This window comes from Nostoc sp. FACHB-280 (genome assembly GCF_014697615.1).
Lineage (GTDB): Bacteria > Cyanobacteriota > Cyanobacteriia > Cyanobacteriales > Nostocaceae > Nostoc_B.
In genome coordinates this window covers 18,206-44,106 of sequence record NZ_JACJSD010000033.1, presented here as the reverse complement: position 1 = coordinate 44,106, position 25,901 = coordinate 18,206, and the positions used below count along the sequence as shown (strand labels likewise).

At 41.5% G+C, this 25,901-nt stretch carries 27 protein-coding genes; 20 read left to right on the top strand and 7 right to left on the bottom strand.

Annotated features, from left to right (window positions below; translation table 11 throughout):
* Window positions 1–23: 23 nt before the first annotated feature.
* The gene (locus H6G75_RS21965; protein ID WP_190982112.1) at window positions 24–530 is read left to right on the top strand and encodes a hypothetical protein; all 507 of its coding nucleotides are present in this window, start codon (window positions 24–26) and stop codon (window positions 528–530) included.
* 146 nt (window positions 531–676) lie between these two features.
* The gene (locus tag H6G75_RS21960; protein WP_190982111.1) at window positions 677–1,510 is read left to right on the top strand and encodes an AMIN domain-containing protein; all 834 of its coding nucleotides are present in this window, start codon (window positions 677–679) and stop codon (window positions 1,508–1,510) included.
* A gap of 122 nt (window positions 1,511–1,632) precedes the next feature.
* Here the strand turns inward: H6G75_RS21960 and H6G75_RS21955 are convergent, their stop codons facing one another.
* Entirely contained in the window at window positions 1,633–2,172 is a 540-nt protein-coding gene (locus H6G75_RS21955; protein WP_190982110.1) for a DUF3172 domain-containing protein, read from the bottom strand.
* A gap of 265 nt (window positions 2,173–2,437) precedes the next feature.
* Between H6G75_RS21955 and H6G75_RS21950 the strand changes: the two genes are divergently transcribed.
* Window positions 2,438–3,265 carry an ABC transporter permease gene (locus H6G75_RS21950; protein WP_190982109.1) on the top strand — a complete coding sequence of 276 codons (828 nt, stop codon included), beginning with the start codon at window positions 2,438–2,440 and terminating at the stop codon, window positions 3,263–3,265.
* 211 nt (window positions 3,266–3,476) lie between these two features.
* On the opposite strand, the gene H6G75_RS21945 is transcribed toward H6G75_RS21950, so the two are convergent.
* The 3 genes from H6G75_RS21945 to H6G75_RS21935 form a co-directional block, all read right to left on the bottom strand.
* Entirely contained in the window at window positions 3,477–3,827 is a 351-nt protein-coding gene (locus H6G75_RS21945; protein WP_015113818.1) for a DUF1257 domain-containing protein, read from the bottom strand.
* A 138-nt stretch (window positions 3,828–3,965) separates the two neighbouring features.
* The gene (locus tag H6G75_RS21940; protein ID WP_190982108.1) at window positions 3,966–5,480 is read right to left on the bottom strand and encodes an AAA family ATPase; all 1,515 of its coding nucleotides are present in this window, start codon (window positions 5,478–5,480) and stop codon (window positions 3,966–3,968) included.
* 86 nt (window positions 5,481–5,566) lie between these two features.
* Window positions 5,567–5,920 (bottom strand): hypothetical protein, encoded by a 354-nt coding sequence (locus H6G75_RS21935; RefSeq protein WP_190982107.1) that lies wholly within the window; start codon window positions 5,918–5,920, stop codon window positions 5,567–5,569.
* A gap of 270 nt (window positions 5,921–6,190) precedes the next feature.
* Between H6G75_RS21935 and H6G75_RS21930 the strand changes: the two genes are divergently transcribed.
* From H6G75_RS21930 to H6G75_RS33575, 3 genes are all read left to right on the top strand, one after another.
* Window positions 6,191–6,697, top strand: a complete 507-nt coding sequence (locus H6G75_RS21930; RefSeq protein WP_190982106.1) for a hypothetical protein — start codon at window positions 6,191–6,193, stop codon at window positions 6,695–6,697.
* 150 nt (window positions 6,698–6,847) lie between these two features.
* Window positions 6,848–8,002 (top strand): NAD-dependent epimerase/dehydratase family protein, encoded by a 1,155-nt coding sequence (locus H6G75_RS21925; RefSeq protein WP_190982105.1) that lies wholly within the window; start codon window positions 6,848–6,850, stop codon window positions 8,000–8,002.
* 11 nt (window positions 8,003–8,013) lie between these two features.
* Window positions 8,014–8,148, top strand: coding sequence for a hypothetical protein (locus tag H6G75_RS33575; RefSeq protein ID WP_277884100.1), 135 nt, complete (start codon window positions 8,014–8,016; stop codon window positions 8,146–8,148).
* On the opposite strand, the gene H6G75_RS21920 is transcribed toward H6G75_RS33575, so the two are convergent.
* Entirely contained in the window at window positions 8,138–8,734 is a 597-nt protein-coding gene (locus tag H6G75_RS21920; RefSeq protein ID WP_190982138.1) for a Uma2 family endonuclease, read from the bottom strand. The genes H6G75_RS33575 and H6G75_RS21920 overlap by 11 nt on opposite strands.
* Before the next feature lie 16 nt (window positions 8,735–8,750).
* Between H6G75_RS21920 and H6G75_RS21915 the strand changes: the two genes are divergently transcribed.
* The 7 genes from H6G75_RS21915 (at window position 8,751) to H6G75_RS21885 (ending at window position 14,327) form a co-directional block, all read left to right on the top strand.
* Window positions 8,751–8,927: a hypothetical protein gene (locus tag H6G75_RS21915; protein WP_190982104.1), complete on the top strand. Its 177-nt coding sequence runs from the start codon at window positions 8,751–8,753 to the stop codon at window positions 8,925–8,927.
* Entirely contained in the window at window positions 8,924–9,133 is a 210-nt protein-coding gene (locus tag H6G75_RS21910; RefSeq protein WP_190982103.1) for a hypothetical protein, read from the top strand. The genes H6G75_RS21915 and H6G75_RS21910 overlap by 4 nt, the downstream gene beginning before the upstream one ends.
* Window positions 9,123–9,512, top strand: coding sequence for a type II toxin-antitoxin system VapC family toxin (locus H6G75_RS21905; RefSeq protein ID WP_190982102.1), 390 nt, complete (start codon window positions 9,123–9,125; stop codon window positions 9,510–9,512). The genes H6G75_RS21910 and H6G75_RS21905 overlap by 11 nt, the downstream gene beginning before the upstream one ends.
* A gap of 178 nt (window positions 9,513–9,690) precedes the next feature.
* Window positions 9,691–10,275: a hypothetical protein gene (locus H6G75_RS21900; RefSeq protein WP_190982101.1), complete on the top strand. Its 585-nt coding sequence runs from the start codon at window positions 9,691–9,693 to the stop codon at window positions 10,273–10,275.
* Window positions 10,256–10,459, top strand: coding sequence for a hypothetical protein (locus tag H6G75_RS21895; RefSeq protein ID WP_190982100.1), 204 nt, complete (start codon window positions 10,256–10,258; stop codon window positions 10,457–10,459). Before H6G75_RS21900 ends, H6G75_RS21895 begins: the two co-directional genes overlap by 20 nt.
* Before the next feature lie 7 nt (window positions 10,460–10,466).
* A complete protein-coding gene (locus tag H6G75_RS21890; RefSeq protein ID WP_190982099.1) occupies window positions 10,467–11,603 on the top strand; it encodes a glycosyltransferase family 1 protein in 1,137 nt (378 codons plus the stop codon).
* Between the two features lie 117 nt (window positions 11,604–11,720).
* Window positions 11,721–14,327: a GAF domain-containing protein gene (locus H6G75_RS21885; RefSeq protein ID WP_190982098.1), complete on the top strand. Its 2,607-nt coding sequence runs from the start codon at window positions 11,721–11,723 to the stop codon at window positions 14,325–14,327.
* 54 nt (window positions 14,328–14,381) lie between these two features.
* On the opposite strand, the gene H6G75_RS21880 is transcribed toward H6G75_RS21885, so the two are convergent.
* Window positions 14,382–14,645 (bottom strand): hypothetical protein, encoded by a 264-nt coding sequence (locus H6G75_RS21880; RefSeq protein WP_397332498.1) that lies wholly within the window; start codon window positions 14,643–14,645, stop codon window positions 14,382–14,384.
* Between the two features lie 943 nt (window positions 14,646–15,588).
* Between H6G75_RS21880 and purC the strand changes: the two genes are divergently transcribed.
* The 7 genes from purC to H6G75_RS21845 all read left to right on the top strand — a co-directional run bounded on the left by purC (window position 15,589) and on the right by H6G75_RS21845 (window position 24,406).
* Window positions 15,589–16,326, top strand: coding sequence for a phosphoribosylaminoimidazolesuccinocarboxamide synthase (gene purC, locus H6G75_RS21875; protein ID WP_190982096.1), 738 nt, complete (start codon window positions 15,589–15,591; stop codon window positions 16,324–16,326).
* A 109-nt stretch (window positions 16,327–16,435) separates the two neighbouring features.
* Complete coding sequence (locus tag H6G75_RS21870) at window positions 16,436–18,898, top strand: BamA/TamA family outer membrane protein (protein WP_190982095.1); 2,463 nt, start codon at window positions 16,436–16,438, stop codon at window positions 18,896–18,898.
* A 146-nt stretch (window positions 18,899–19,044) separates the two neighbouring features.
* Window positions 19,045–19,914 carry a UDP-3-O-acyl-N-acetylglucosamine deacetylase gene (gene lpxC / locus H6G75_RS21865; RefSeq protein WP_190982094.1) on the top strand — a complete coding sequence of 290 codons (870 nt, stop codon included), beginning with the start codon at window positions 19,045–19,047 and terminating at the stop codon, window positions 19,912–19,914.
* A gap of 57 nt (window positions 19,915–19,971) precedes the next feature.
* Entirely contained in the window at window positions 19,972–20,496 is a 525-nt protein-coding gene (fabZ, locus tag H6G75_RS21860; RefSeq protein WP_190982093.1) for a 3-hydroxyacyl-ACP dehydratase FabZ, read from the top strand.
* A 228-nt stretch (window positions 20,497–20,724) separates the two neighbouring features.
* Window positions 20,725–21,543 (top strand): acyl-ACP--UDP-N-acetylglucosamine O-acyltransferase, encoded by an 819-nt coding sequence (gene lpxA, locus H6G75_RS21855; RefSeq protein ID WP_190982092.1) that lies wholly within the window; start codon window positions 20,725–20,727, stop codon window positions 21,541–21,543.
* A 132-nt stretch (window positions 21,544–21,675) separates the two neighbouring features.
* Window positions 21,676–22,839, top strand: coding sequence for a lipid-A-disaccharide synthase (gene lpxB / locus H6G75_RS21850; RefSeq protein ID WP_190982091.1), 1,164 nt, complete (start codon window positions 21,676–21,678; stop codon window positions 22,837–22,839).
* Between the two features lie 319 nt (window positions 22,840–23,158).
* Window positions 23,159–24,406, top strand: coding sequence for a DNA cytosine methyltransferase (locus H6G75_RS21845; protein ID WP_190982090.1), 1,248 nt, complete (start codon window positions 23,159–23,161; stop codon window positions 24,404–24,406).
* A gap of 40 nt (window positions 24,407–24,446) precedes the next feature.
* On the opposite strand, the gene H6G75_RS21840 is transcribed toward H6G75_RS21845, so the two are convergent.
* Window positions 24,447–25,616: a hypothetical protein gene (locus tag H6G75_RS21840; protein WP_190982089.1), complete on the bottom strand. Its 1,170-nt coding sequence runs from the start codon at window positions 25,614–25,616 to the stop codon at window positions 24,447–24,449.
* Window positions 25,617–25,901 lie beyond the last annotated feature (285 nt).

Here is a 25,901-nt window from a genome sequence, read left to right as displayed (position 1 = left end):
TTGGATTTCCACAAGTTAAACAGATGAATCATTTGAATGCTAAATCTTTAACCTTCTACGGAGTAGCCATAGGTTCAGTGTTACTGTTGTTTAAAACCGTCACCGCCTATGGAGAAAGTAATCTTAAAGCCCCTCCTGTAGTTGATGGCCGCTACCTTTTGACTCTGGCGACAAAATTACCCAGTTGTGAAACCGCAAGTTCTCTGGTATTAAATATGCAACAATCAGGTATTTACTTGAATGCCTCTTTAGTACCAGTTAATCTCAGTACAGAGACTGAACAACCTTCTCTGACAGGTATCTTGAAAAATCAACAGATCAGTTTTTCTGGCAAAGTTGATCCAAAAATTATGTGTCTTGATTCCAACTCTCAGACTAACTCAAATCAAGCGATCGCTATGCAAATACAGCTAATAGATCAAGATAAAATCACAGGAGAATTCACAGTCAATGGTATTCCTCAAACCCTGAAATTCACTGCTGCTAAACAATCAACACCAGAAAAATCACAAAAAGTAAATCCACATTAAAATATGGGCAAATTATGAAAGTCAGAAATTGGGTGAAGTTAGGCACGAAAACTAAAAACTAAGGGTTTAGCTGGTGAAAGGGTAGATATTTTTCCAACCCTTACACCCTCCCAAAATCAAGGTTCTTGTTGCAAAGGAATCAAATAATGTATACAAACCGAAAACCTCAATGGTTTTTATTATGGAGTCAGGGTGTTAGCATCAGTTTGCTAGGATTTTACACAGCAATTTCTTTAGAAACTCCTAGTACTTATGCGGCACAAATCGCTAAATTGAATGACTGGCAATTTTATCCAGAAGCAGCCCAACTAGAATTTACACTGTCAGCAGCAACAAAGCCTCAATATTTCTATCTTTCCCAACCTCCACGTCTGGTTATTGACTTGCCAGATACTAAATTGGGTTATGTTGCAACCAAGCAAAGTTATTCTGGAGCAATTCAACGAGTCCGAGTTTCTCAATTGAACGCCAACATAACTCGAATCGTTCTAGATTTAGCAGATGGAATTTATATAGATATCAATCAGGTAAAACTACAACCTGTATCTAGATACAACCCCACACGCTGGGTATTGCGTCCTTTTACTTCTAGTACAAATCTTTCAATTCAACCGACTAACAGACAGCCTAGCATCAATAGCCTACCGCCAGCGTCTCACAACTACTATCCACCAACACCTACTAATTTAAATTCCAACTCTAATTATCTACAGTTACCAAGTACATTACCGCCCATTTCTAATAACCAACAGCAACCTTATATTACAGTACCTCCACTTGCCCCCAGTACTCCATATCAAATCCAAGGCTCAGTTCTGCCTCCAGCTAACTTTCCTAATCAACCTAGTAATGTGAATAATATTCCGCCCCTAGCCAACCCTAATTTTCCCGTCCCTACAACACCAAGCACACCCAACTATCAATCAAATGAAGTCCAAATCCCAGTGATTGAGTTTGGACAACCTCTTCCCAAGCCATAAGTTAAAAGTGCTGAGTGCTGTACACTGAGCGACTTGCCTTGAGCGAAGTCGAAAGGAGTCGAAGTGTGAGTGCTGAGTAAAATACTAGTCCCTAGCCCCTAGTCTCTAACCCCCAGCCTCTCTTAAAATCTATCTGTTTCTTGAGGCACTGCAACTGCACCTGGTTGAGATGTGAAGAAGTTTTGTGCTGCTTCGTTTTGATAAATACATCTAATATCAGGCTTTTCGCTATCTAAACTACCTGTAAAACCAAAGGTATTCAGACGATTTTTACATTCTCTGACTTGTTCTGAAGTGATAAGTTTGCGTTGTTCTAAAATTGCCCAGTTATTTTGCCGTAACACACACCCAGGACGCATACTTGGTTGAGCAACATAAACGTTAAATGGGTTGAGTGTAACAAATAACCTGGCATCCATCACCATTGCACTAGCGCCGTATTGTACGCAAATCTCTGGGTTGGGGGCTTTTGTATCAATAAACTCCCGCGAAGCTACGTTGGAGGGCGTTAATGTAGTTGTGGAGCTAAAAGCAATGCCAATCCCAATACCTAAAACTAGCACACCTCCCAAAACAGCGATCGTCGTGAGGTTGAACAGAGAAGGCTGAAAAGCCGGTGGTTTAGAGGTTGTGGCTGATCTACCAGTAGATTTACGTCTCATTTTTACTTTACACCTTCACATTTTGGAAAGCAGGGAGCTGTTTGCACTGCTCTCCTTATTTCAGTATGCCGATTTTGAGCGATGATTGTCTGCAAAATTTTAGTAGTACGATGACTTTTTAGAGTCTAAATAAAATTGCCTCACTATATCTAGTGATTCATAATACATAAATTGTCAAATAAGCATTTTTGATGATAAGTATTAATTGCATCACTGAAGAGTGTAAAGTATTATTACAAAAACTTTGATCAGTGACTGCAAGCAAGTGACAACTCAAAAAGTATTCCTCTGGGGAAAACAAGTTAAAACTACACAATTTCAACTTTTAGTAGCGGATAGTCTGACAATTTTTTGGGGAGAGTGGTTAAAATTGCGAGCCAGAATCACTCAAGTTGCCGCCACTGGTTTAATCTCACCGCTAATATATATTTTGGCGTTTGGTTTGGGATTAGGTAGCTCAATTAGACCAGGCTCAAGTGTGACCGGGAATTATGATAATTATCTAGAATTTATTCTGCCGGGGATGGTAGCTTTATCATCGATGACGATTAGTTTCGGTGGTACGACATTTTCCATTTGTGGCGAAAGGCTGTTTAGCAAAACCTTTGAAGAGATGTTACTGGTTCCCATAAATCCTTTAGCTCTGCATATTGGTAAAATGCTGGCGGGAATTGTGCGGGGTTTGATGACATCTGGTTCGGTAATTTTGGTAGCACTACTGTTTACCGGAAACTGGAATTTTTTAAATCCGTTATTTTTGTTGTTGCTAGTGTTGAATTGTGCTGTATTTGCGGGGTTGGGGGTAATTGTTGGGTTAAGTGTGCGATCGCTCGAATCTGTGGGACTATATAACAACTTCGTAATTGTGCCGATGTCTTTCCTCGGTGCAACTTTTTTTGACCCCAGCACCTTACCAGTAGCGTTGAAATGTGTAGTTTACTTATTACCTTTAACCTACGCCAGCACTGGTTTACGGGCAGTTGTTTACTCACCTTTATCTGAGTTTCCCTGGTACAGTATACCGATTTTATTAGTAGTGGCGATCGCTTTATCCTTGTGGGGTAGTTACAAATTTTCTCAGCAAAAAGATTGAGAAGATATATTTTCAGGACAGTCATTGGAGAAATCACAGCAACCATGACTATCTGGGGTAGTACCATTTGATGATTTATTCTACATAAAATTATCACACATAAAAAATGCAGGACTGAGAATCAACCCAGCCCCGAAATAAGGCAAAAAAAGCGGGCTAACCGCTATAGTGTGGTTAACCCGTGCAGCTTTGGGAACGCGCAGAGAAATTACTATTGCAATACCAACTTAACGTTAGCGTTTTGCAAACCGCGCTGTTTTACTTCAGCCAAAGTCTTGTTGACTGCATATTTTTGATTAATAGAGTTGATTAACTCGGTTTGGTTGTGCTTTTTAGCAACGCCCCACAGGTCAGCGATGAGGTCGAAGGAACCATCGCTATTGCGAGACCAGCCGAGATCATATTCGCCTTCCAAAACAGCAACGATGTCGGAACGTACACGCTGACCGTTATAACCGCGTACATCTGCTTCTGTCTTTACGGTAATACCCAAGTCGCGTAAAGAAGCTTTGAGGATTTCTGCATCGGTGATTTTGGTGCGAAGAGTGCTAAAGTGAGACATTTGGGTTTCCTCCAATGAGAAGATTGAGAAAAGAACAACGGTTTATCATCGGCAAGCCGCACTGAACAAGACGCGGCTTTTTCTCTCAACTGCTAGTTTATTCAACTAGCCTTTCCCCTGGGTTAGCAGGGAAAGCTTTTAGAACTCCATTCGCTGATATTCAGCAACGGAGGATGCGGCTGGTCTTGCTCGCTGTCTAGCCCAGTCTCTGAGGGCTGTTACCTGTTCTTGCATCGTGCGAGACAGTGGCAAGGTTGCTTTCAGTGCCGCAATAATATCTAGTTGGGTGAACTCACGATCTTGGGCAAAAGCTTCATACATTGCCGCAACTATCGCTTGTTCAATTTCTGCCCCAGAAAAGCCATCCGACATCTTGGCTAGTTGCTCTAAATCAAAGCGGGAGATGTCTTCACGACGGCGCTTGCTTAGGTGAATATTGAAGATATCACTCCGTTCTTCTGGTGTAGGCAGATCCACAAAGAAAATCTCATCAAATCGACCTTTCCTCAAGAATTCCCCAGGTAAGCGTTCGACTCGGTTGGCTGTAGCCATGACAAACACTGGAGATTTTTTCTCTTGCATCCATGTGAGGAAAGACCCAAATATCCTGCTTGATGTGCCACCATCAGAGTCACCAGAACCAGCACTACCAGCAAAGGATTTGTCTAACTCGTCAATAAACAGAATCGCTGGAGAGATAGATTCTGCTGTTTTGAGGGCGTTACGCAGATTTGCCTCACTTCGTCCCACCATTGAGCCGTCGTATACACGTCCCATATCCAGGCGCAACAACGGTAAACCCCAAAGCCGGGATGTTGTCTTGGCTATCAATGATTTACCACAACCAGGTACTCCTAAAATTAGCATCCCTTTGGGTTGGGGCAAACCATACTCTCTTGCTCTTTCGGTAAAAGCATTTGAGCGTTGCTTTAGCCATTTCTTTAATTCTTCTAAGCCACCTACTGCATCAATGGTTTCATCTTCTTCGATATATTCTAAGATGCCATTGCGCCGAATTAGTTGCTTTTTCTCTGATAAAACTATATCAACTTCGTCTTCAGTTAGTCGTCCGGTGGTGACTTGGGCTTTGCGATATACTTTTTCAGATTCATCTTTGGTTAAACCTAAAGCGGCTCTGAGGAGTTTTTCGCGTGCTTCTGTTGTCAACCGTCGCCCACGATGGTGATCTAAATGGGAAGTTAAAACTTTATTCAACTCCGCCATATCTGGAAGTTGGAAGTCTAATACTACTACTTCCTTTTCCAATTCTATGGGGACTTGGTGCATCGGCGACATTAAAATAATATTTTTTTGTTGCCCTTTAAAACTAGCGATCGCATCTCGCAACGATCTTGTTGTTGCAGGCGCATCAATAAATGGGTGTAAATCTTTAAGAATAAATATACCAGGCTCTTTTTGCCGAATTATCCAATCAATTGCCGCCTCTGGGGAAACTGTGTTGTGTTGGCTTCCAGTCCGGGGTTGACCATATTCCACGATGCCATGAGTTACTGTCCAGACATAAACTCGGCGTTGGGGCTTTAACACTTGAGCGATTGTGGAAATTGATTGCTCTGCTCGCTCTTCCTCGGAGGTCACAAGGTAGATTAGAGGGTATTGAGCTTGAATTAAGATGTTGAGCTCTTCTTTCATACAATCGACCTACTTGAGACCTAATACTGTAAAGAACAGACTTGTAACGATGATTGAATTATGAATCACTTACTCATAATTCTTATCTAGCAAGGGACTAACTCTTCTTCACTCTTGGGATGGGTTGGCACTTCTTCGATTTCATCAATGGAAATAGGCTCTTGACCAATCAATCCAGGCTGATGACCTAAAGCAACTAATTCCCCATCACGTAACGCAAGTGAACTTTCGCAAGCCGGACAGGAATAAACTCTGTGAGTCCTCCCATAAGCAGAAGCTTCTAATTCTTCTACTAATTCTGAATTCGCCAAGTAAAAGTAGAGAGCGCGTTCGGCAAGCTCTGACATTGGCTCAGAATCAATTGCTGAACGGATCTTCAACCTTTTGTGCAGTTCCGGCGATATATAAAAAGTAACCTTTTGCTTAGTTTGCGTTTGCATATAACTCTTTGGCGGTCTTACCCGGGTATGTATATCACGTTATCGGCTCCTTGATTACTTGTCAAGCTGGTAAAACGTTTTGACGGCAATTTCGTTACATTTATTTACATTGTTTTATGCCTGTTAAGGTAAGCTAAGTTATATTTAGAACAAAGCTAAAATTAGCTTAAATAACAGTCAAATATTAGATAAAAGCTGGAATAATCTCGATAAAACTAAATAATTTCAAGACTTGTACAAACTCAGTGATATGGAAAAATATATATTATTATGTTTATTTTTTCAGTGAAAACTGGCAGTAATTGGAGAAATATTTATACAAGATATCAAACTGTGGCGAGTGCGATCGCTTTATCGTTGCTGTTATCAGGATGCAGCCAACCTTTTAAGGTTTCTGAAACGCAATGGCAGACTTATAAAAATTCCCGTTATAACTTTGAATTTCCATATCCCAGCAATTGGACTGTGTTAGCAACTCCCGATAACGATGATGGTGTTGTCTTCGTTTCACCACGCAGTCAAAAGGTGGAAATTAGAGGTTGGGCAAGCAATCTCTCACAAGAAACCAAAAATGCCATCCAGCCTAACTTTCAGACCACACAAGGAGTATCCGGGGTTTTGTTAGTAGAAGTTGGTCAGCAAGAGGGTTCGATGAAATTGACCTTAACTCAAGGTAAAGTTACTTATTACTGGCAGGGAAAAAGCCCCAGCCAAGAGTTTTCCAATTATTACCCGTTGTTTTATTACATAGCCCAGCAATATCGGGTAAAAGTATGAAGTGTGAAGTGTGAAGTATGAAATCTTATGCCTTTTGACAGATGACCAATGACGAATGACTAATGACTCATCACTAATCACTACTTTTGATGGTTGAGGGGGTACAGAAACCTGATAGATTTAGCTATCAGCGAGTAAAAACTGGTGAAAATGAAAGTCCTGGTTATTGGTGGCGATGGGTATTGCGGTTGGGCAACCGCACTTTACCTCTCCAATCGAGGTTACGAAGTTGGAATTTTAGATAGTTTGGTGCGTCGGCACTGGGATAACGAACTTGGTATCGCAACTCTGACTCCGATCGCACCGATTCAGCAACGTATCCAGCGCTGGCAAGATTTGACCGGCAAATCTATCGACCTATTCATAGGCGATATCACTAATTACGAATTTCTGCAAAAAACTTTACATCAATTTGAACCAAATGCGATCGTGCATTTTGGCGAACAGCGTTCCGCGCCATTCTCGATGATTGACCGCGAACACGCAGTTCTCACCCAAGTCAATAATGTAGTTGGCACACTCAACTTGCTGTATGCCATGCGCGAAGACTTCCCTGACTGCCACTTAGTCAAGTTGGGAACAATGGGTGAATATGGTACACCTAACATCGATATTGAAGAAGGGTATATCACCATTGAACATAATGGGCGCAAAGATACCTTACCGTATCCCAAGCAGCCCGGTTCAATGTATCACCTCAGCAAAGTGCATGATAGTCATAATATCCACTTTGCTTGTCGGATTTGGGGATTGCGTGCAACAGACTTAAATCAAGGCGTGGTTTATGGTGTCTTAACCGAAGAAACGGGAATGGACGAACTGTTGATTAATCGCCTAGATTACGATGGTGTATTTGGGACAGCATTAAACCGCTTCTGTATTCAAGCTGCCATTGGTCATCCTTTAACGGTGTATGGTAAAGGTGGACAAACTCGCGGATTCTTAGATATTCGGGATACAGTGCGCTGTATGGAATTAGCGATCGCTAATCCTGCTGAACCTGGAGAATTCCGCGTCTTCAACCAATTTACCGAACTATTTAGTGTGGGTGACTTGGCACTGATGGTCAAAAAAGCAGGTAACGCCTTGGGATTAAATGTTGATATCAACAACATAGATAACCCCAGAGTTGAAAAAGAAGAACATTACTTCAACGCCAAAAATACCAAACTGCTTGACCTCGGCTTACAACCTCACTACCTCTCAGACTCGTTACTTGATTCGCTGTTAAACTTTGCAGTTAAGTATCAACAACGAGTTGATAAAAAACAAATTTTGCCGAAAGTTTCTTGGCATAGAAATTAGGTGAAAACTGTATGAGGCTGGTGACAGAATCTTATCTCAATCAAATCACTCGCTGGCCTCAAACTGGTCGTCATATACTAGCGCAGTATGACGACCAGACAGTTGTAGTTTATCAAGCCTATCGTCCAGAAATGTTCAAAAATTAATACGACGATAGATTTCAGTTAGGGGAATTTCTACATTTAAGTGGAAAAAGATTGTCTGTTCAAGGCGAGAGTAAACTTGCCATTGCCAGCGATCGCTACTTTGACGATCAAGGTTGTGATAGTGTTCAATGTAAGGTTCAGTTTGGCTCACCAGCAGATATTCACAAAAGCTGGACAAAGAGCGATATTTGCGGAACTTTTCACCGCGATCGTAAGCCTCAGTGGATGGCGATAGAACTTCGACAATCAGTAAAGGATTGAGAATTTCATCATTGCGATTTTCATTAAATTCTGGTTGACCATGAACAATCATCAAATCAGTATAAGTACCACACTGATATTCAGGAATCCAAACGCGCAAGTCACTGTTGTACAAACGGAAATCGCTGTCTCTCAGCAAAAATCCCAAGTAAATTAATAAGTTGCTGGCGATCGCACTGTGGGCTTCCGAACCTCCCGACATTGTAATAATCTCTCCATTGCGGTATTCATGGCGTTCTGGATGGGTTTCTTCCATTGCCCGATACTCGTCTAATGTGAGGCGAGTTTTGACTATATCTGGGGTACTGGAATGAGCAAAGACCACAATCAGACCTCTTGCAATGATTACCTCCAAAATTATTCTCACCAACGAGAGAAAGAATTGCCAATTTGATGAGAAGGCGATCGCTGGAATGTCTCAATCACCAAAATTCTGGGATATCCACCAAGCAGCAAAGTTAGTGTTTGGATATACTGGAGCTAAATATACTCACTTTGCTAGGAAACCCACGATATGAAAATTCGTGAGCAATTGATTCAAGAACTCGAACAGGCTCCCGATGACATAGTACAAACAGTGCTGGACTTTTTACACAGGGTTAAAGCTATACGTAAAAATCATCCTCTGGCAAAGTTTGCAGGAATTTTAAGCGATTCAGAGGCGCAAGAACTACAGCACACAATTGCAACAGAGTGCCGTCGGGTAGATTTGAATGAGTGGTGAGATTGCGCTAGATACCTCTGTTGCGGTTCGTTTTCTGAATGGAGATGTAACGATTACCGAGAGAGTATTAACTTTACCAGAAATAATTTTACCAACGATTGTTGTTGGAGAATTATTGTTTGGTGCAGAAAATTCTACACGCCCATTACAAAATTTACCTCGCTATTTGGAGTTTATATCGGTTTGTGTAGTTGTGCCATTAGATAGAGAAACAGCAGTTGTCTATGCCCGAATCCGGTTGGCATTGAAACGTAAGGGGCGACCAATCCCGATGAATGATGTATGGATTGCTGCTCAGTGCTTAGAACATAATTGGGTGTTGGTGACAGACGACACTGATTTTGATTACGTAGATGGAATTATATTAGAACACTGGTAGCGAAGTCTGACGCAGTATACACGACAGCTAAAAAAGAAGTTTCCGTATATTGAGACAGAAGGTAGTTTTAATGCTTGGTATATTAGGATTGAGAAAAAGATTATACAGGAAATTTTCGTATAATAAGTAGTTATGCGGCTGAGTTCTTGGTGAAAATAGTAGTTTCAAGCTTAAAGGTATGGGAGTAGACATATATATCTACGCTGAGATTCGGAGGAACAATGAGTGGGAACCAATACCCGAACCTGCTGCTACTCAATATTCGAGGGGCAAAAAAGTTCCTATCGATCCAGTTGATCTTCGCTGTACCCCATATCGATTGTTTGTAATGCTTGGAGGTGTTTATCACGGAAGCGTCATAGGTATAGCAGAACCTATTGCAAAGCCACGAAATTTTCCCGATGACATGAATGTTTTCTACAAAACTTATTTTGATAAGTATGGTACAGGATTTGCACGCTCTTGGTTGCTGCTCAGAGAAATCGTCGATTATGGTTGGGATGATAAGAATGTAACGTATCGAGCCTGTGTCAATAAAACCTATGCCTCTCTTTTCGATGAGCATTGTCCATTCCCGGAAACCTTTCCACCAGGGGCATCTATTTACCACAGGCAACAACCTGACACCGTGTGGGTGTCATGGAGAAGTAGTTGCCGAGAATTTGTAAACCTGGATTACGAAACTTGTTTAGAAGATTTCATCGAAGAATTGACAAAGTTAGGCGATCCAGACAAGGTAAGAATTGTATTTTGGTTTCTTTAGGCAAGAAGCGCGATCGCCTAATCTTCTAGTTGGCTTCCCAGACAAAACCCAAAAGTTGCTACGCCATTACGCAGCACTCAATATTTCTCACCATACACAATTGATTCCGCTACGAGAAACAGTTTACTCTGTTGTAGAACCTGAAATTCAACAGCAGTTGAGATTACCTGCGTGGACTGAATAATTTTTGTATGAGAATAGCCCTATTCACCGAAACCTTTTTGCCGAAAGTAGATGGCATAGTTACACGTCTACGCCATACAGTTGACCATCTACAGCGTGATGGAAATCAAGTTTTAGTGATTGCCCCAGAGGGTGGAATCACGGAACATAAAGGAGCGAAAGTTTACGGCGTTAGTGGCTTTCCTTTGCCTCTGTACCCAGAGTTAAAAATGGCACTACCCCGCCCAGCCATTGGTTATGCTTTAGAAGAATTCCAGCCAGATGTGATTCACGTTGTAAACCCTGCTGTGTTAGGATTATCAGGCATTTTTTATAGCAAAGTTTTAAAAATACCCTTAGTCGCTTCTTACCATACCCATTTACCGCAATATCTCCAGCATTACGGCTTAGGAATGTTAGAAGGCTTGTTGTGGGAATTGCTCAAAGGCGCTCATAATCAAGCATTGTTGAATCTTTGTACCTCGACAGCCATGATGGAGGAATTGTCATCACATGGCATTGAAAGAGTAGACTTGTGGCAGAGGGGCGTAGATACAGAATTATTTCATCCTAATTTAGCCAGTTTAGAGATGCGATCGCACCTTTCCCAAAACCATCCCGAAAGTCCCTTATTGTTGTATGTTGGTCGCTTATCTGCCGAAAAAGAAATTGAACGCATTAAACCAATCTTAGAAGCAATTCCCCAAGCGCGATTAGCTTTAGTGGGAGATGGCCCCCATCGCCAAGCCCTAGAAAAACACTTTGCTGGAACCAACACCCATTTTGTTGGTTATCTCATGGGACGTGAGTTAGGTTCTGCTTTTGCGAGTGCTGATGCTTTTATTTTCCCTTCCCGCACAGAAACTTTGGGGTTAGTCTTATTAGAAGCAATGGCCGCTGGTTGTCCGGTGGTGGCTGCCCGTTCTGGCGGCATCCCTGATATTGTTACAGATGGTGTGAATGGATATCTTTTTAACCCCAAAGCAGACATTCAAGATGCGATTTCTGCGACAATTCGCCTCTTGGAAAATCAGCAAGAACGAGATATCATTCGTCAAAATGCTCGTAAAGAAGCAGAAAAATGGGGGTGGGCAGCAGCCACACGCCAGTTGCAAGATTACTATCACAAAATAGTCTCAGTCAAACAGCCAACAGCAGCAGTTTAAATTAAGGATGGGAATTGTGGGGCATTGCTGCTCCACAATTTTCGGAACGATTAACGATAGATAAAAGCACAATCTCAGCTTTAAATCTAAAATCTAAAATCTAAAATCTAAAATTCCATGACTCTTCCCAACCCTGGTAGCGTCTTGGCTACATTAACTGAACTCACACAAGTTAATCGCACCCACGCCTTACTACGTCGTGTCAAAGACCTTTCTGTTAACGAATTTGTCTGTCTACTTGATTTTATAACGGCTGAGTTCCAACAATTTCTCAGAGCCATTGAATTAATTAATAATGAAGCTCTAGAAACAATGTTGGAGAAGGTACTAGAAGCCATTACTTTAAAAATTGGTCAAATTCTCCAAGCTGAACACACAGCAATTTTTTTAGTTGACTATGATAAAGGTCAACTCTGGTCAAAAGTTCCCCAAGATAATAGTCAAAAATTCTTAGAAATTAGAACCCCAATTAATGTTGGCATTCCTGGGCATGTAGCGAGTACAGCCCAATATTTGAACATTGCGGAAACTGCAACGCATCCTTTGTTTAGTCCAGATTTAGAAAAACAAATGGGCTATAAAATTCGCAATATTTTATGTATGCCTGTTGTTAGTAGTAAAAGTCAAACTGTTGCTGTTGTGCAACTGGCCAATAAAGAAGGTGATGTGCCTTTTAATCATGAAGATGAAGAATCATTCCGAGATTTTGCTGCTTCTATTGGGATTATTTTAGAAACTTGTCAATCTTTTTATGTAGCAGCCCGCAATCAACGAGGTGCAACAGCATTATTAAGGGCGACTCAAACATTAGGGCAGAGTTTAGACTTAGAAGCAACTTTGCAAATAGTCATGGAACAAGCGCGAATTTTGATGCAAGCAGACCGGAGTACCCTGTTTTTGTATCGCAAAGAAATGGGCGAACTTTGGACAAAAGTCGCAGCCGCAGCATCGCCCACAGACTTTCTTGAAATTCGGATGCCGGCAAATCGGGGAATTGCTGGTTATGTAGCCTCGACAGGAGACGCATTAAATATTCCTGATGCTTATAAAGACCCACGTTTTGACCCCAGTACAGATAGAAAAACTGGCTATGTAACGCGGAATATTTTATGTTTGCCAGTGTTTAATTCAGCTAATGAATTAATTGGTGTAACGCAGCTAATTAATAAACAAAAAGGCAGTTTTAGCGCCTCTGATGAAGAGTTTATGCGAGCTTTTAATATTCAAGCAGGCATAGCATTAGAAAATGCGCGACTGTTTGAAAATGTCCTGCTAGAAAAACAGTATCAAAAAGACATTTTGCAAAGTCTATCTGATGCTGTAATTTCGACTGATATGATTGGAAGAATTGTCACCATTAATGATGCTGCTTTAGAGTTATTAGGTTGTCCTTTAGGGGAGGTTAATAACAAAAGCAATAAATTATTATGGGAGCAAAATTTAATCGGTCGCTTTGTTTGGGAAGTAGTACCAATTGAAAATTTGCAAATGCGCTTAGAAGACAGTTTGACATCGGGCGCTAGACATTATGTTCCAGAACAAAGTTTAATGGTGGGGCTATATCAAGCACTGACTTTAGACGGGCGAGTAAATAGTGAGAATCAAGACTCAGCTTTGCAAACTGGCACAACTCACCAGTTGATTTTAACAGTCCGCGATCGCAATAACCCCGATTTTTTCATTCCTTGGAATTTACTGTTAACTCCTCCATCCCAATTAATCCCCGCTAATCAAATAGCACAGTTAGAACGCAGTATTAATTTAACTGTGAATCCCCTAACCAACCCAGAAGGGGGAGTGAGAGGTGGTTTGGTGGTTTTAGAAGACATTAGCCAAGAAAAACGCCTAAAAACCACAATGTATCGTTACCTGACTCCCCATGTCGCCGAACAAGTCATGGCTTTGGGTGAAGATGCTTTGATGGTGGGTGAACGCAAGGATGTGACTGTCTTATTTTCTGATATTCGTGGCTACACCACTTTGACGGAAAATTTGGGCGCAGCCGAAGTTGTATCGCTGTTGAACCAGTATTTTGAAACAATGGTGGAAGCAGTTTTTAATTATGAAGGTACTTTAGATAAATTTATTGGTGATGCTTTAATGGCTGTGTTTGGTGCGCCTTTACCAATCACAGAAAACCATGCTTGGCAGGCGGTACAATCAGCGTTAGATATGCGCCAACGTCTGCAAGAATTTAACCAACGGCGAATTATTCAGGAACAACCCCAAATTCGCATCGGGATTGGGATCAGTTCTGGGGAAGTTGTTTCTGGTAATATTGGCTCTCACAAACGCATGGATTACACTGTGATTGGTGATAGTGTAAACTTAAGCGCCCGTTTAGAAGCCGTCACAAAAGAATATGGCTGTGATATTATTTTGAGCGAATTTACCTACCAACTTTGCAGCGATCGCATTTGGGTGCGGGAGTTAGATAAAATTCGGGTTAAAGGTAAAAACCAAGCTGTGAATATTTATGAGTTAATTGGCGATCGCAATACACCTTTAGATGCTGATACCCAAGAATTTTTGTTTCATTATCATAACGGCCGGGCTGCTTATTTAGCAAAGGATTTTGTCGGAGCGATCGCTAGTTTTACCGCCGCAAAACACCTCCGTCCCAAAGACCAAGCCGTAGAAATTCATTTAGAACGCGCCCAAAATTATCACAAAACACCACCGCCAGATTCCTGGGATGGTGTTTGGACAATTGTCAGCAAATAATACCCAAATTTTTTCCTGTCTGTCTTAATGATAAGTATTTGACTAAACACGATATCATTCTTCAGCCTCTCCCCCTTCATCTCTAAAAAGATTCTCACCAATTCTTAGCTGTTTTTTACTTTGTTTTAGCTGCTTCCACAAAGCTTTTATTTGTTCGTACGCATCTTCTGGCGGGATTTTTCCACCTGTTTCTAAGCTACAAACATAACTAACTTTATTCGCAAATTCCTGAAGATTAGAATTAAATACTAAGTTTTCTGGTTTAACTTGACCATAATAGCGGCCTTGAGGGTAAATAAAATCATCTTTGTTCACTATCTTTTGCTCCACTTGTTAAACTCAGTTATTGTTTTAATATCTGAACTCAAGCCATGAGTTATGCACTTATAGCAAGTCTTTAATGAATTACCAACAAATCCACTCTCTTGCTTCTACCTCAACAGATAGTTGAGAAATTAAGTAGGATTTATATATCTTGCGGCTAAAAGCAAAAAGGCTTGATCGGCATTTATCGTTTGTTGTGCAGTAATTGCTAATAGTGTAACCTTCTGCCAATTACTAATTGACATTCTCTAGTATTAAATACCAATCACAATTTTCAATGACTATTTACTTAGTCATAGTTTATACTATATAGTTTAGAGAGAAAAAATCAGTTTTTGAGTAAAAAAATCTACAGTCAGATTGTAATAATTTCCTGGGAAATTTACCTCTACTAGAGGTTATATATTATATATCTGAGGTTTAGCATTAAGTAATTAATCTTTACTATAACTTGCTACTGACCAGTAAAATTCAATTTACCAACGGCAGCTTTTGTTACGCAAAATAACCGATAGAACCCAAATTTAGGTGGTTGTTTTACAGTCACAAGATTTACGGATAATACCCAGCAAGTTTGATATCAGGCTACTGTTGAAAACCCTGAAAACTCATTTCATAATTGATGAATTGACAGCAGCTTGTTAGTCAATGAAGTACAGAATTTAGTTCTCAAAGCTAGAAGAGAGTTTATTCTCATTCGAGATTATGGCTTGTGGCTGCCGAATTTTGCGGTATTTGTGCAGACGGGGAGTAGAGAGTAAGACAGAGCATTTTTCGTGTGTGCTGTTGTTTTCCGCAATTTAAGAAGAATCTGATATATGTTTCATTTTTTGATTATGCACTGATGATTAATTAGCGAATCTTTGTTAACTAAAGATAAAATGGTTAAGCCCGAAAGGACACAAGTCTCCCATTGCTGAAAAGTTTACCTCCTACCATGTCTGTTCATTCCAAACTCTACGAAGGCAAAGCAAAAATACTCTATACAACTGATAATCCAGAAATATTGCTGGCTGATTTTAAAGATGATGCGACTGCGTTTAACGCCCAAAAGCGTGGCAGTATCATCGGTAAGGGAAAAATTAACTGTAGTATTTCAAGCCAGTTATTTAAACAGTTGGAAGCCCAAGGGGTTAAAACCCACTTTATTGATAGCCCAGCACCCAATCAAATGCGGGTGAAAGCAGTAAAAATTTTACCCATAGAAGTAGTTGTGAGAAATATTGCGGCTGGTAGCCTGAGTCAACAAACAGGTTTACCAGTGGGTACAGTTTTAAAACAGCCTTTGGTAGAGTTTTATTACAAAAATGATCAATTAGGAGACCCGTTGTTGACGCGCGATCGCCTACTCTTAATGGAATTAGCTACAGAGGAACAAGTAGACGTAATTAAGAATCTAGCATTGCAAATCAACGAGTTTCTACAGAACTTTTGGCAGCAATGTGGCATTACCTTAGTAGACTTCAAACTAGAATTCGGCTTAGATACACAACAGCAAATACTCCTGGCAGATGAGATTAGTCCAGATACCTGTCGTTTGTGGGACACTACAGAAACTGACCCCAACCGTCGCGTCCTGGACAAAGACCGCTTCCGCCGAGATTTAGGCAATGTAGAAGATGCGTACCAAGAGGTTTTACAGCGAGTGCTGCAAACAGTAGACAGTAAAAATTAAACTGATGTACCTTGTCATTGGTCATTGGTCTTGACAAAGGACGAATGACCAACGACTAATGACTAATAACTAGTGTGTGATTGTGTGCGGAAGTGAAGAGGAATATATAATGCGTTTATCTCCTATATTAGTAGCAGCTGTAGCAATTGCAGCGCCATTAAGTGGTTCTTTTAGAGCGAATGCCCAAACTGCTGAAGATTTACAACCCACAGCGAAAATTTTAAAACCCGCTACAAAGCAGCCACAAGAGAAGGACGCAGGGCAAAGTTCAGCGAGGGAAAGTTTACCAACTGCGATCGCTTCCCCAGAAGCTAAGGTACTCAAAGATACTCAACCAAAATCTGTGACAATTTTGCCAACACAACCAGATGCAAAATCACAGGTAATAGTCCCAACAATTGCCCAAACGCCAGAAACAATCCCCAATTCTGATACTCAACAGCCCAACACCATTCCTGATAATTCCACTCCAGCGACACAACCGACATCTCCAGAAAATACCACCCCACCAGCCATAGAACCGACATCTCCCCAGAATCCCCAGCCGGAAAATATCACACCTCCCACCATAGAACCGGCATTTCCCCAGAATCCTCAGCCGGAAAATACCACCCCACCAACCATAGAACCGGCATTTCCCCAGAATCCTCAGCCGGAAAATACCACACCCCCCACCATAGAACCGGCTTTTCCCACATCTCCAGGGAATACCCAACCAAATGGCGCTACCGAATCAACCGAACCAAGGGTATTGGTATCAGAAGTAGTCATCAGACCCCAAACAGGACAATTACCACCAGAATTAGAAGATAAAGTTTATCAGGTCATTCGGACTCAACCAGGGCGGACAACTACCCGCACCCAACTACAAGAAGATATTAATTCGATTTTTGGTACAGGTTTCTTTTCCAACGTCCAAGCTGTACCAGAAGATACACCCTTGGGCGTACGAGTTAGCTTTATTGTCCAGCCCAACCCTGTACTGACAAAAGTGCAAGTCGAAGCTAATCCTGGTACTGGTGTTGCTTCGGTTCTGCCAGCAAGCACGGCAGATGAAGTTTTTAAAGATCAGTATGGTAAAATCCTCAACCTACGCGACTTGCAAGAAGGGATCAAAACCTTAACTAAACGTTATCAAGACCAAGGTTATGTGTTAGCCAATGTGATTGGTGCGCCCCAAGTTTCCGAAAATGGAGTTGTAACGCTACAAGTCGCTGAAGGTGTCGTCGAAAATATTAAAGTCCGGTTCCGCAATAAAGAAGGTCAAGAAACCGACGACCAAGGTAGACCAATTCGTGGACGGACACAGGAGTATATTATTACACGGGAAGTGGAGTTAAAGCCAGGACAGGTATTTAACCGAAATACAGTCCAAAAAGACCTACAACGGGTATATGGACTAGGATTATTTGAAGATGTGAATGTTTCTTTAGACCCTGGTACTGACCCCAGTAAAGTTGATGTAGTAATTAATGTTGCCGAACGCAGTAGTGGTTCGATCGCAGCAGGTGCTGGTATTAGTTCTGCCAGTGGATTATTTGGTACAGTCAGCTATCAACAGCAAAACCTCAACGGCAGAAACCAAAAATTAGGTGCAGAAGTCCAGGTAGGAACCAGGGAATTATTGTTTGATTTACGCTATACCGACCCCTGGATTGCTGGTGATCCTTACCGCACCTCCTACACAGCCAATATTTTCCGCCGCAGTTCAATTTCCTTGGTATATGAAGGCACAGATGATAACGTGGAAACTTTTAAAACTGGGGAAACAGAAGGCGATCGCCCCCGTGTTTTACGTTTAGGTGGAGGCGTTACCTTTACCCGTCCGTTGTCCAATAATCCCTACGAACGCGCCGAATGGACTGCCTCAGCCGGGTTGCAATATCAACGCGTTTCCACCCGTGATGCTGATGGTAATCTCAGAAGATTTGGTACAGTTTACAACAATGGCCAACCCGGAGAGTTAATTCCGTTAAGCTTCTCTGGTACAGGTCAAGACGACTTAGTACTATTACAACTAGGTACACAGCGCGATCGTCGTAACAATGCCCTACAACCCACGAGTGGCTCGTTCCTGCGCTTCGGAGTTGACCAATCATTACCAATAGGTGAAGGTAATATTTTACTCACTAGACTACGGGGTAGCTATAGCCAATACATCCCCGTGAAACTCCTGAACTTTTCCAAAGGCGCACAAACTCTCGCCTTTAATATTCAAGGCGGTACTATCCTCGGTGATTTGCCTCCTTACGAAGCTTTTACTCTAGGCGGCAGTAACTCTGTACGTGGTTATGAAGAAGGAACACTAGCCAGCAGTCGTAGTTACGTGCAAGCAACTTTAGAGTATCGCTTCCCTGTATTTTCCATCGTGAGCGGTGCAGCCTTTGTCGATTTTGGTACTGACTTAGGCACCAATACTAGGGCGGCGGATGTTCTCAACAAAAACGGTACTGGCTATGGTTATGGTTTGGGTGTGCGCGTGCAATCACCCTTGGGGCCAATTCGCATCGACTACGGTATCAACGATGATGGTGATAGCCGCATCAACTTTGGCATTGGGGAAAGGTTCTAAATTTGTCAAGAGTCATTAGTCCTTCGTCTTTTGTGCTTTGTTCATCACTACAACTTCACAAATGACCAAGGACTAATGACAAAGAACTATTGACTCTTTGACCCTCGACCCTTGACTATTTATTAAGGTGTATTAAATTTTCGCCGATGCAACAGCACACCATCGCCGGGGAAATCTGCCAAACAGGAGTCGGACTGCATAGCGGTATTACTACCAATGTGCGGATATTACCAGCCCCAGCCAATTGCGGGCGCTATTTTGTGCGGGTAGATTTGCCAGATTTGCCAATTATTCCTGCCCAAATTGCCGCAGTCAATGAAACTGTACTGTCTACTCAATTGGGTAAAGGTGCCGCATCTGTCCGCACAGTCGAGCATTTATTGGCAACTTTGTCAAGTATGGGTGTGAATAATGCCCGGATTGAAATTGACGGGCCAGAAGTGCCGCTATTGGATGGTTCAGCCCAAATTTGGGCTGCTAGTGTTGCTCAAGTTGGCTTACAACCGCAAACAGCAGATGACAACTCAGAGCAATGGGTTCTTGCAGAACCAATCTGGATTTATCAAAACGATGCCTTTGTCTGTGCTATCCCGTCCGCAGAAACCCGCTTTAGTTATGGGATTGATTTTGATTTACCTCCAATTGGCAATCAATGGCACAGTTGGTTATTAGCGGCTGATGTGGGCGAGGCTGCTGTTAGCTTTGCGGCAGAAATTGCACCTGCGCGTACTTTTGGTTTATTACATCAAATAGAATACTTACAAAAGGCTGGATTAATTAAAGGCGGCAGCTTAGACAATGCACTCGTTTGCGGCTCTGAAGGATGGTTAAATCCGCCATTAAGATTTGCAAATGAGCCAGTCCGTCATAAGATGTTGGACTTAGTAGGAGATTTGAGTTTATTGGGAATTTTTCCCCAAGCTCATTTCTTAGCGTATAAAGCCAGCCACAATTTACATATTCAACTCGCCGAAAGGATTTTAGCGGCACAGCAAAATCCCACTGACAAAATCTGAGGGGTTTCAACGCCATTCCACATTTAATTTCCACAGTCAAAGTCACACAAACTGCCAATGTCGTCAATTCTTGCAGAAGTAAATAGTAGCGATGCGATCGCATCCTCATCTGATATCACCCAAACTCCAACTGCACCGGAAGTGAAAAAAACCTTCACATCCGAAGAAATTCAGCAGTTGCTCCCCCATCGCTATCCATTTCTACTGGTAGACAAAATTATTGACTATGTACCAGGAAAAGTGGCTGTAGGCGTTAAAAATGTTACTATTAACGAACCTCAATTTCAAGGTCATTTCCCCGGTAGACCACTCATGCCAGGTGTGCTAATTGTCGAAGCAATGGCACAAGTCGGTGGAATTGTGTTAACACAACTACCAGAATACAATGCAGGTGGACTGTTTGTATTTGCTGGCATTGATAAAGCCCGCTTTCGTCGTCAAGTTGTCCCTGGAGATCAACTGATTATGACAGTGGAACTGTTATGTATCAAACAACGTCGGTTTGGGAAGATGCAAGCTCGGGCCGAAGTTGACGGACAACTCGCTGCTGAAGGCGAATTGATGTTTTCTTTAGTTGGTTAACAACTTGTTTGAGTGTCTTAGTACAACCGTGATGTACCTAGACGCAAACCTAAACAAGCATAACAGGTTAACAACTGTCCACACAGTATTTGAAAATTTCTTGATTTTCGCTGCCCTCACACTTAACTTGCTTTGCCCGACACTTTCGATTGCTGAAGTTATTACAACTCAGCAACACCAGATGCGATTAACGCACTGGTTTCTCACGACAGTTCTGGAGATTCACCCTTGAAGACTCTTATTCATCCAACGGCGGTAGTTCATCCTAAAGCGGAACTCCACCCTACAGTGCAAGTTGGTGCCTATGCTGTGATTGGAGCGCATGTCAAAGTTGGCCCAGAAACAATTATTGGCGCTCATGTAGTGCTAGAAGGGCCTTGCGAAATTGGGGCGCGAAATCAGATTTTTCCAGGTGCAGCTATCGGTATGGAACCCCAGGATCTCAAATTTGTAGGAGAACCAACCTGGGTAAAAATCGGTGACGACAATGTAATTCGAGAGTATGTCACCGTTAACCGTGCCACAGGTGAAGGAGAAGCCACAATCATCGGCAGTAATAATTTGCTGATGGCTTATGTGCATGTGGCGCATAATTGCATCATTGAAGATCATGTAATTATTCCCAACTCGGTAGCTTTAGCAGGTCATGTCCATATCGAGTCTCGCGCCAGATTAGGCGGCGTTTTGGGAGTTCATCAATTTGTCCATATTGGTAGACACTCAATGGTGGGTGGGATGTCTCGCATTGATCGGGATGTACCGCCATATATGCTAGTAGAAGGTAATCCGGTACGAGTCAGAACCCTGAATTTGGTGGGGCTGAAGCGTTCTGGAATGTCAGCCAGTGACCTGCAAACCCTCAAAAAAGCCTTCCGCATTCTCTACCGTTCTAACTTGACTTTTAAAGAAGCATTAGAACAGTTAGAACAGCTAGGAGATACAGAAGAACTACAGCATTTACGTCGCTTTATACTCCTGTCTCAAATGCCAGGAAGACGTGGCTTGATTCCAGGAAAAGGAAAAGCAGGCACGAGTGATGATTCTTAAGTTATATCTGAGAAATTAGGGTGAATTCAGCAAGTAAGAATTCAGAATTAATTCTGACTCCTAGATTCTGAATTCTTCTTTAACTCAACTTCTAATTTCTCATGGCAAAATTTTTAGTAATTGTTAATTAAAATGCGGATATTTATCAGCACTGGCGAAGTGTCTGGCGATTTGCAAGGTTCGCTGTTAATTGCAGCAATGCAACGCCAAGCTGCTGCTGCTGGGTTGGCGTTAGAAATTGTCGCCCTCGGTGGCGAAAAAATGGCAAAGGCGGGGGCAACTATTTTGGGCAATACCAGTGGGATTGGCTCAATGGGTCTTTTAGAATCTTTGCCTTATGTTGTACCCACTTTATTAGTACAACGAAAAGCGATCGCCTATCTCAAGCAAAACCCGCCAGACTTAGTGGTGCTGATTGATTATATGGGGCCAAACCTCGGCATTGGCACTTATATGCGACAAAATCTGCCAGATGTGCCTGTGGTTTATTACATTGCCCCACAAGAGTGGGTGTGGTCAATGAGTCTGCGAAATACCTCTCGCATTGTTGGTTTTACAGACAAACTCTTAGCAATATTCCCCGAAGAAGCCAGATATTATCAAGAAAATGGCGGAAATGTCAGTTGGGTGGGACATCCGTTAATTGATCGGATGCAGAATGTACCTAATCGTCAGGCGGCGCGTGCTGAATTAGGAATCGCATCAGAACAAATTGCGATCGCACTTCTCCCCGCTTCTCGTCAGCAAGAACTAAAATATCTTTTACCAGTCATTTTTCAAGCAGCGCAGACAATTCAAGCCAAGTTACCAGAAGCTCACTTTTGGATTCCCTTATCTTTGGAAAGCTTTAAACAACCAATAGAGTCAGCAATTCAAAGTTACGGTTTGCGAGCCACAATTGTATCTGGTCAACAAAAAGAAGTGTTTGCTGCGTCTGATTTCGCCATTACTAAATCTGGCACAGTCAATTTAGAACTGGCGTTGTTTAACGTGCCGCAAGTTGTAGTTTATCGCCTCAATGCTGTTACAGTGTGGATTGCACGGAAAATCCTTAAAGGTTCCATTCCCTTTGCTTCCCCAGTCAACTTAGTGGTAATGCGGGAAATTGTACCAGAGTTGTTACAAGAACAAGCCACACCAGAGAATATTACCCAAGCCGCAATGGAAATACTGCTGAATCCTGAACGCAGACGGCAGACATTGACAGATTATGCCCAAATGCGACAATGTTTAGGTGATACTGGCGTATGCGATCGCGCTGCTCAAGAAATTTTGCAAATGCTAACTGAAGTGTGAAGTATGAAGTATAAATTATGAAGTCTGAAGTGTGAAGTTTGAAGATATGAATTCGACAGACCTCTCCCTCTCCTTGTAGGAGCTACGGTGTACACACAAATCCGGGTTGAGTGCATCTTTTCCGCCTCGGAATCAATTCCGAGTCTCATAGCGCAAGTCCTCTTAGGAGGATTCAACCACAAGTTCATTTCAGTCCACGCTTTGTGGACTTTGGCTATGAGCCTGGAACTAAAGTTCCAGGCGGGACGCGATTTCATACAGCAAATTTTCGAGCAAACTATTTTTAACTCAGCACTTTTAACTCAGCACTCAGCACTCAATGAGAAAACGACGACCAATCGCAGTTGATTTGTTCGCAGGCGCAGGTGGTATGACCCTTGGCTTTGAACAAGCTGGCTTTGATGTATTGGCTGCCGTTGAAATTGATCCTATCCACTGCGCCACTCACGAATTTAACTTTCCGGGGTGTACAGTTTTTTGTAAAAGCGTAGAAGATACTACAGGAAAAGAAATTCGCAAACGTTCCAAAATTGGCAATCGTGAAATTGATGCGGTGATTTGTGGTAGTCCCTGTCAAGGCTTTTCCCTCATGGGGAAACGGGTTTTTGATGACCCACGCAACTCTCTAGTATTTCACTTTCATCGGTTGGTGTTAGAACTACAACCGAAATACTTTGTGATGGAAAATGTTCGCGGTATAACCGTTGGCGAACACAAACAAATTCTGAAAAGTTTAATTAGTGAGTTTCAAACTCACGGTTATCAAGTAGAAGAAAATTATCAAATTCTGAATGCTGCTCACTATGGTGTACCACAATCCCGTGAGCGATTATTTCTGTTAGGCGCGAGAGGAGATGTCAACTTACCAAAGTATCCCCAACCAATTACCCAAATAGCCAAGCCAAATCAGTCAACATCACAAAATGCTTTACCACTGAGTCCGACAGTGTGGGATGCAATTGGTGATCTCCCAGAAGTAGAAAATTATGCAGAGTTATTAGAAAAAGATTGGGTATTTGCTGATTATGGCAAACCTAGTGATTATGCCTTGATACTGCGCGGTATTAATAATTTAGCAGATGATTATAGCTGCGATCGCCAATTCGATGCCCGCATTCTCTCTTCTAGTTTCCGCACTCAACACACACCCACAACCATTCAACGTTTTCAAGAAACTCCCCAAGGTGAAAGAGAACCCATTAGCCGTTTTCATAAACTGCATCCGGCTGGTGTCTGCAATACCTTACGCGCCGGAACAGATAGATACAGGGGTTCTTTCACGTCTCCCCGACCAATTCATCCACATACACCCCGTTGTATCACCGTCAGAGAAGCCGCACGCCTCCATTCTTACCCAGACTGGTTTCGATTTCACGTCACTAAATGGCATGGTTTTCGCCAAGTCGGTAATTCTGTACCCCCACTCTTAGCCAAAGCTGTTGCTACTGAGATTATTCGTACTCTCAACGTCATCCCCATCAAACCCAAGTTTTCACAGCAGCTAGGAGATGAAAAGCTATTGCAATTGAAGATATTGCAAGCTACACAACGTTATTTAAAGAATTAAATATTCAGATAAAAATCAAGTTACATTTTTTGCGATCGCATCACTTAATACTAGTCACATTTTTTTGAGCATAGCTAAGATTACGCTGATATTCAACAATCTTTTGCTGTGCTAGTGCATAATTCGGACTAGATGAAGGTACTGATTGCATCAACGATATAGCAGTTTCCCATTGTTTAACAATGTTTTGCCATTCTGTTGGAGATTTAGCTGATTGCGTCAGATTAGCAGCACTAATCGCTTGATTCACAGCCTCACGAAAATTATCTGGTTGAGGTGATACTATAGGCAACTGTGAATCAACTGGTGTCGTTGTTGGCTGAGATGTTATTGATAAAGTTGGTGATTGATTGTTCGAGGAAGTAGACAATATAATCTTATTTTGAATATTTAGTAATTTGATTATTAAACATAAAGCTGCAATTATTGATGGAATTAATATCCAAAGCCACTTTTTTTGCTTTAGATTCCAAAATTTTTGCTTGTTGACTTGATTGAATTTTGGCTCAGTTTTAGGGTTTATCTTGGATGAAGTTGCGTATACTCCCATTTCATTTCGTAATTTATTAAACTCTATATTGATTTCTGAATCAGTACTTTTTTCATCTTTAATTGCTTCTTTATTGAGAGAATAAACTGATATATATCTGAGTTTAACCAAGTGTTCGACATGATATATTACAGAAGAAATAGAAATATAAAAAATCCCGAATATTCCTATAATTGTTCTTTGATACTCCGTATAGTAAATGATAGGTTGATTGTAACTAATATCAAATATAGGCAGAAAAAAAGTAGTCAAAAGAAATGCTGTTAAACCAGCAATAATAATCACCAGCCAGCCGTACAAACCTTCCCACCAACTCATTAATCCTGGTAATAAACCTCTTGGTTTACCTATTTCTGGAGCTTGAATTTGAGAAAGAAAAGAACCAAGGAATAAATGTAAAAAATGGTGGGTAAAAGCAATGACTGGAATAGGAGAGAGAATGATTAATATATAGAGGACAACAAATAATTCTATACTTCCGGTTAAATAAGTTACACGGTAACTTACCATTCCAGCTTTTTCGACTATAAAGATAATAACTCGTAAAAATATGGCTAAAATCAACGCTTTTAGCCAAGAACTGGGATAAGGAAACCATATAGGCCAAGGAGAATTATTCTGTTGCTCTTTGCTAAAATCCAGAGACTTTGGCTTTTTCATAAGTAATAAAAGGGAACATCAAGGTCATAACCTACTAGTTTTAAAATTCCCTATTTATCAGCCAAATAAACATTGAATTTTTTTATACCGTATATAAAAGCATTTAAGCGGCAATGTGGACTAAGTGTTATCTACAGCAAATTTAATCTTATGCTCTAGGTAAATATAGCCATTCTAAATGGTTTATCCTCATTTTTCCTTGTCTCTATTCTCTTTAGTTCATCTATCAAATAGGAATGCTATATCTCTTCAAGGCTTAGTAACAATCCTTTGATTTAGCCTGGA

Coding starts and splice junctions, on each gene's coding strand:
- H6G75_RS21965 (WP_190982112.1), top strand. CDS start 24: ATGAATCATTTGAATGCTAAATCTTTAACCTTCTACGGAGTAGCCATA.
- H6G75_RS21960 (WP_190982111.1), top strand. CDS start 677: ATGTATACAAACCGAAAACCTCAATGGTTTTTATTATGGAGTCAGGGT.
- H6G75_RS21955 (WP_190982110.1), bottom strand. CDS start 2,172: ATGAGACGTAAATCTACTGGTAGATCAGCCACAACCTCTAAACCACCG.
- H6G75_RS21945 (WP_015113818.1), bottom strand. CDS start 3,827: ATGTCTCACTTTAGCACTCTTCGCACCAAAATCACCGATGCAGAAATC.
- H6G75_RS21940 (WP_190982108.1), bottom strand. CDS start 5,480: ATGAAAGAAGAGCTCAACATCTTAATTCAAGCTCAATACCCTCTAATC.
- H6G75_RS21935 (WP_190982107.1), bottom strand. CDS start 5,920: ATGCAAACGCAAACTAAGCAAAAGGTTACTTTTTATATATCGCCGGAA.
- H6G75_RS21930 (WP_190982106.1), top strand. CDS start 6,191: ATGTTTATTTTTTCAGTGAAAACTGGCAGTAATTGGAGAAATATTTAT.
- H6G75_RS21925 (WP_190982105.1), top strand. CDS start 6,848: ATGAAAGTCCTGGTTATTGGTGGCGATGGGTATTGCGGTTGGGCAACC.
- H6G75_RS33575 (WP_277884100.1), top strand. CDS start 8,014: ATGAGGCTGGTGACAGAATCTTATCTCAATCAAATCACTCGCTGGCCT.
- H6G75_RS21915 (WP_190982104.1), top strand. CDS start 8,751: ATGATTACCTCCAAAATTATTCTCACCAACGAGAGAAAGAATTGCCAA.
- H6G75_RS21910 (WP_190982103.1), top strand. CDS start 8,924: ATGAAAATTCGTGAGCAATTGATTCAAGAACTCGAACAGGCTCCCGAT.
- H6G75_RS21905 (WP_190982102.1), top strand. CDS start 9,123: ATGAGTGGTGAGATTGCGCTAGATACCTCTGTTGCGGTTCGTTTTCTG.
- H6G75_RS21900 (WP_190982101.1), top strand. CDS start 9,691: ATGGGAGTAGACATATATATCTACGCTGAGATTCGGAGGAACAATGAG.
- H6G75_RS21890 (WP_190982099.1), top strand. CDS start 10,467: ATGAGAATAGCCCTATTCACCGAAACCTTTTTGCCGAAAGTAGATGGC.
- H6G75_RS21885 (WP_190982098.1), top strand. CDS start 11,721: ATGACTCTTCCCAACCCTGGTAGCGTCTTGGCTACATTAACTGAACTC.
- purC (WP_190982096.1), top strand. CDS start 15,589: ATGTCTGTTCATTCCAAACTCTACGAAGGCAAAGCAAAAATACTCTAT.
- H6G75_RS21870 (WP_190982095.1), top strand. CDS start 16,436: ATGCGTTTATCTCCTATATTAGTAGCAGCTGTAGCAATTGCAGCGCCA.
- lpxC (WP_190982094.1), top strand. CDS start 19,045: ATGCAACAGCACACCATCGCCGGGGAAATCTGCCAAACAGGAGTCGGA.
- fabZ (WP_190982093.1), top strand. CDS start 19,972: ATGTCGTCAATTCTTGCAGAAGTAAATAGTAGCGATGCGATCGCATCC.
- lpxB (WP_190982091.1), top strand. CDS start 21,676: ATGCGGATATTTATCAGCACTGGCGAAGTGTCTGGCGATTTGCAAGGT.
- H6G75_RS21845 (WP_190982090.1), top strand. CDS start 23,159: ATGAGAAAACGACGACCAATCGCAGTTGATTTGTTCGCAGGCGCAGGT.
- H6G75_RS21840 (WP_190982089.1), bottom strand. CDS start 25,616: ATGAAAAAGCCAAAGTCTCTGGATTTTAGCAAAGAGCAACAGAATAAT.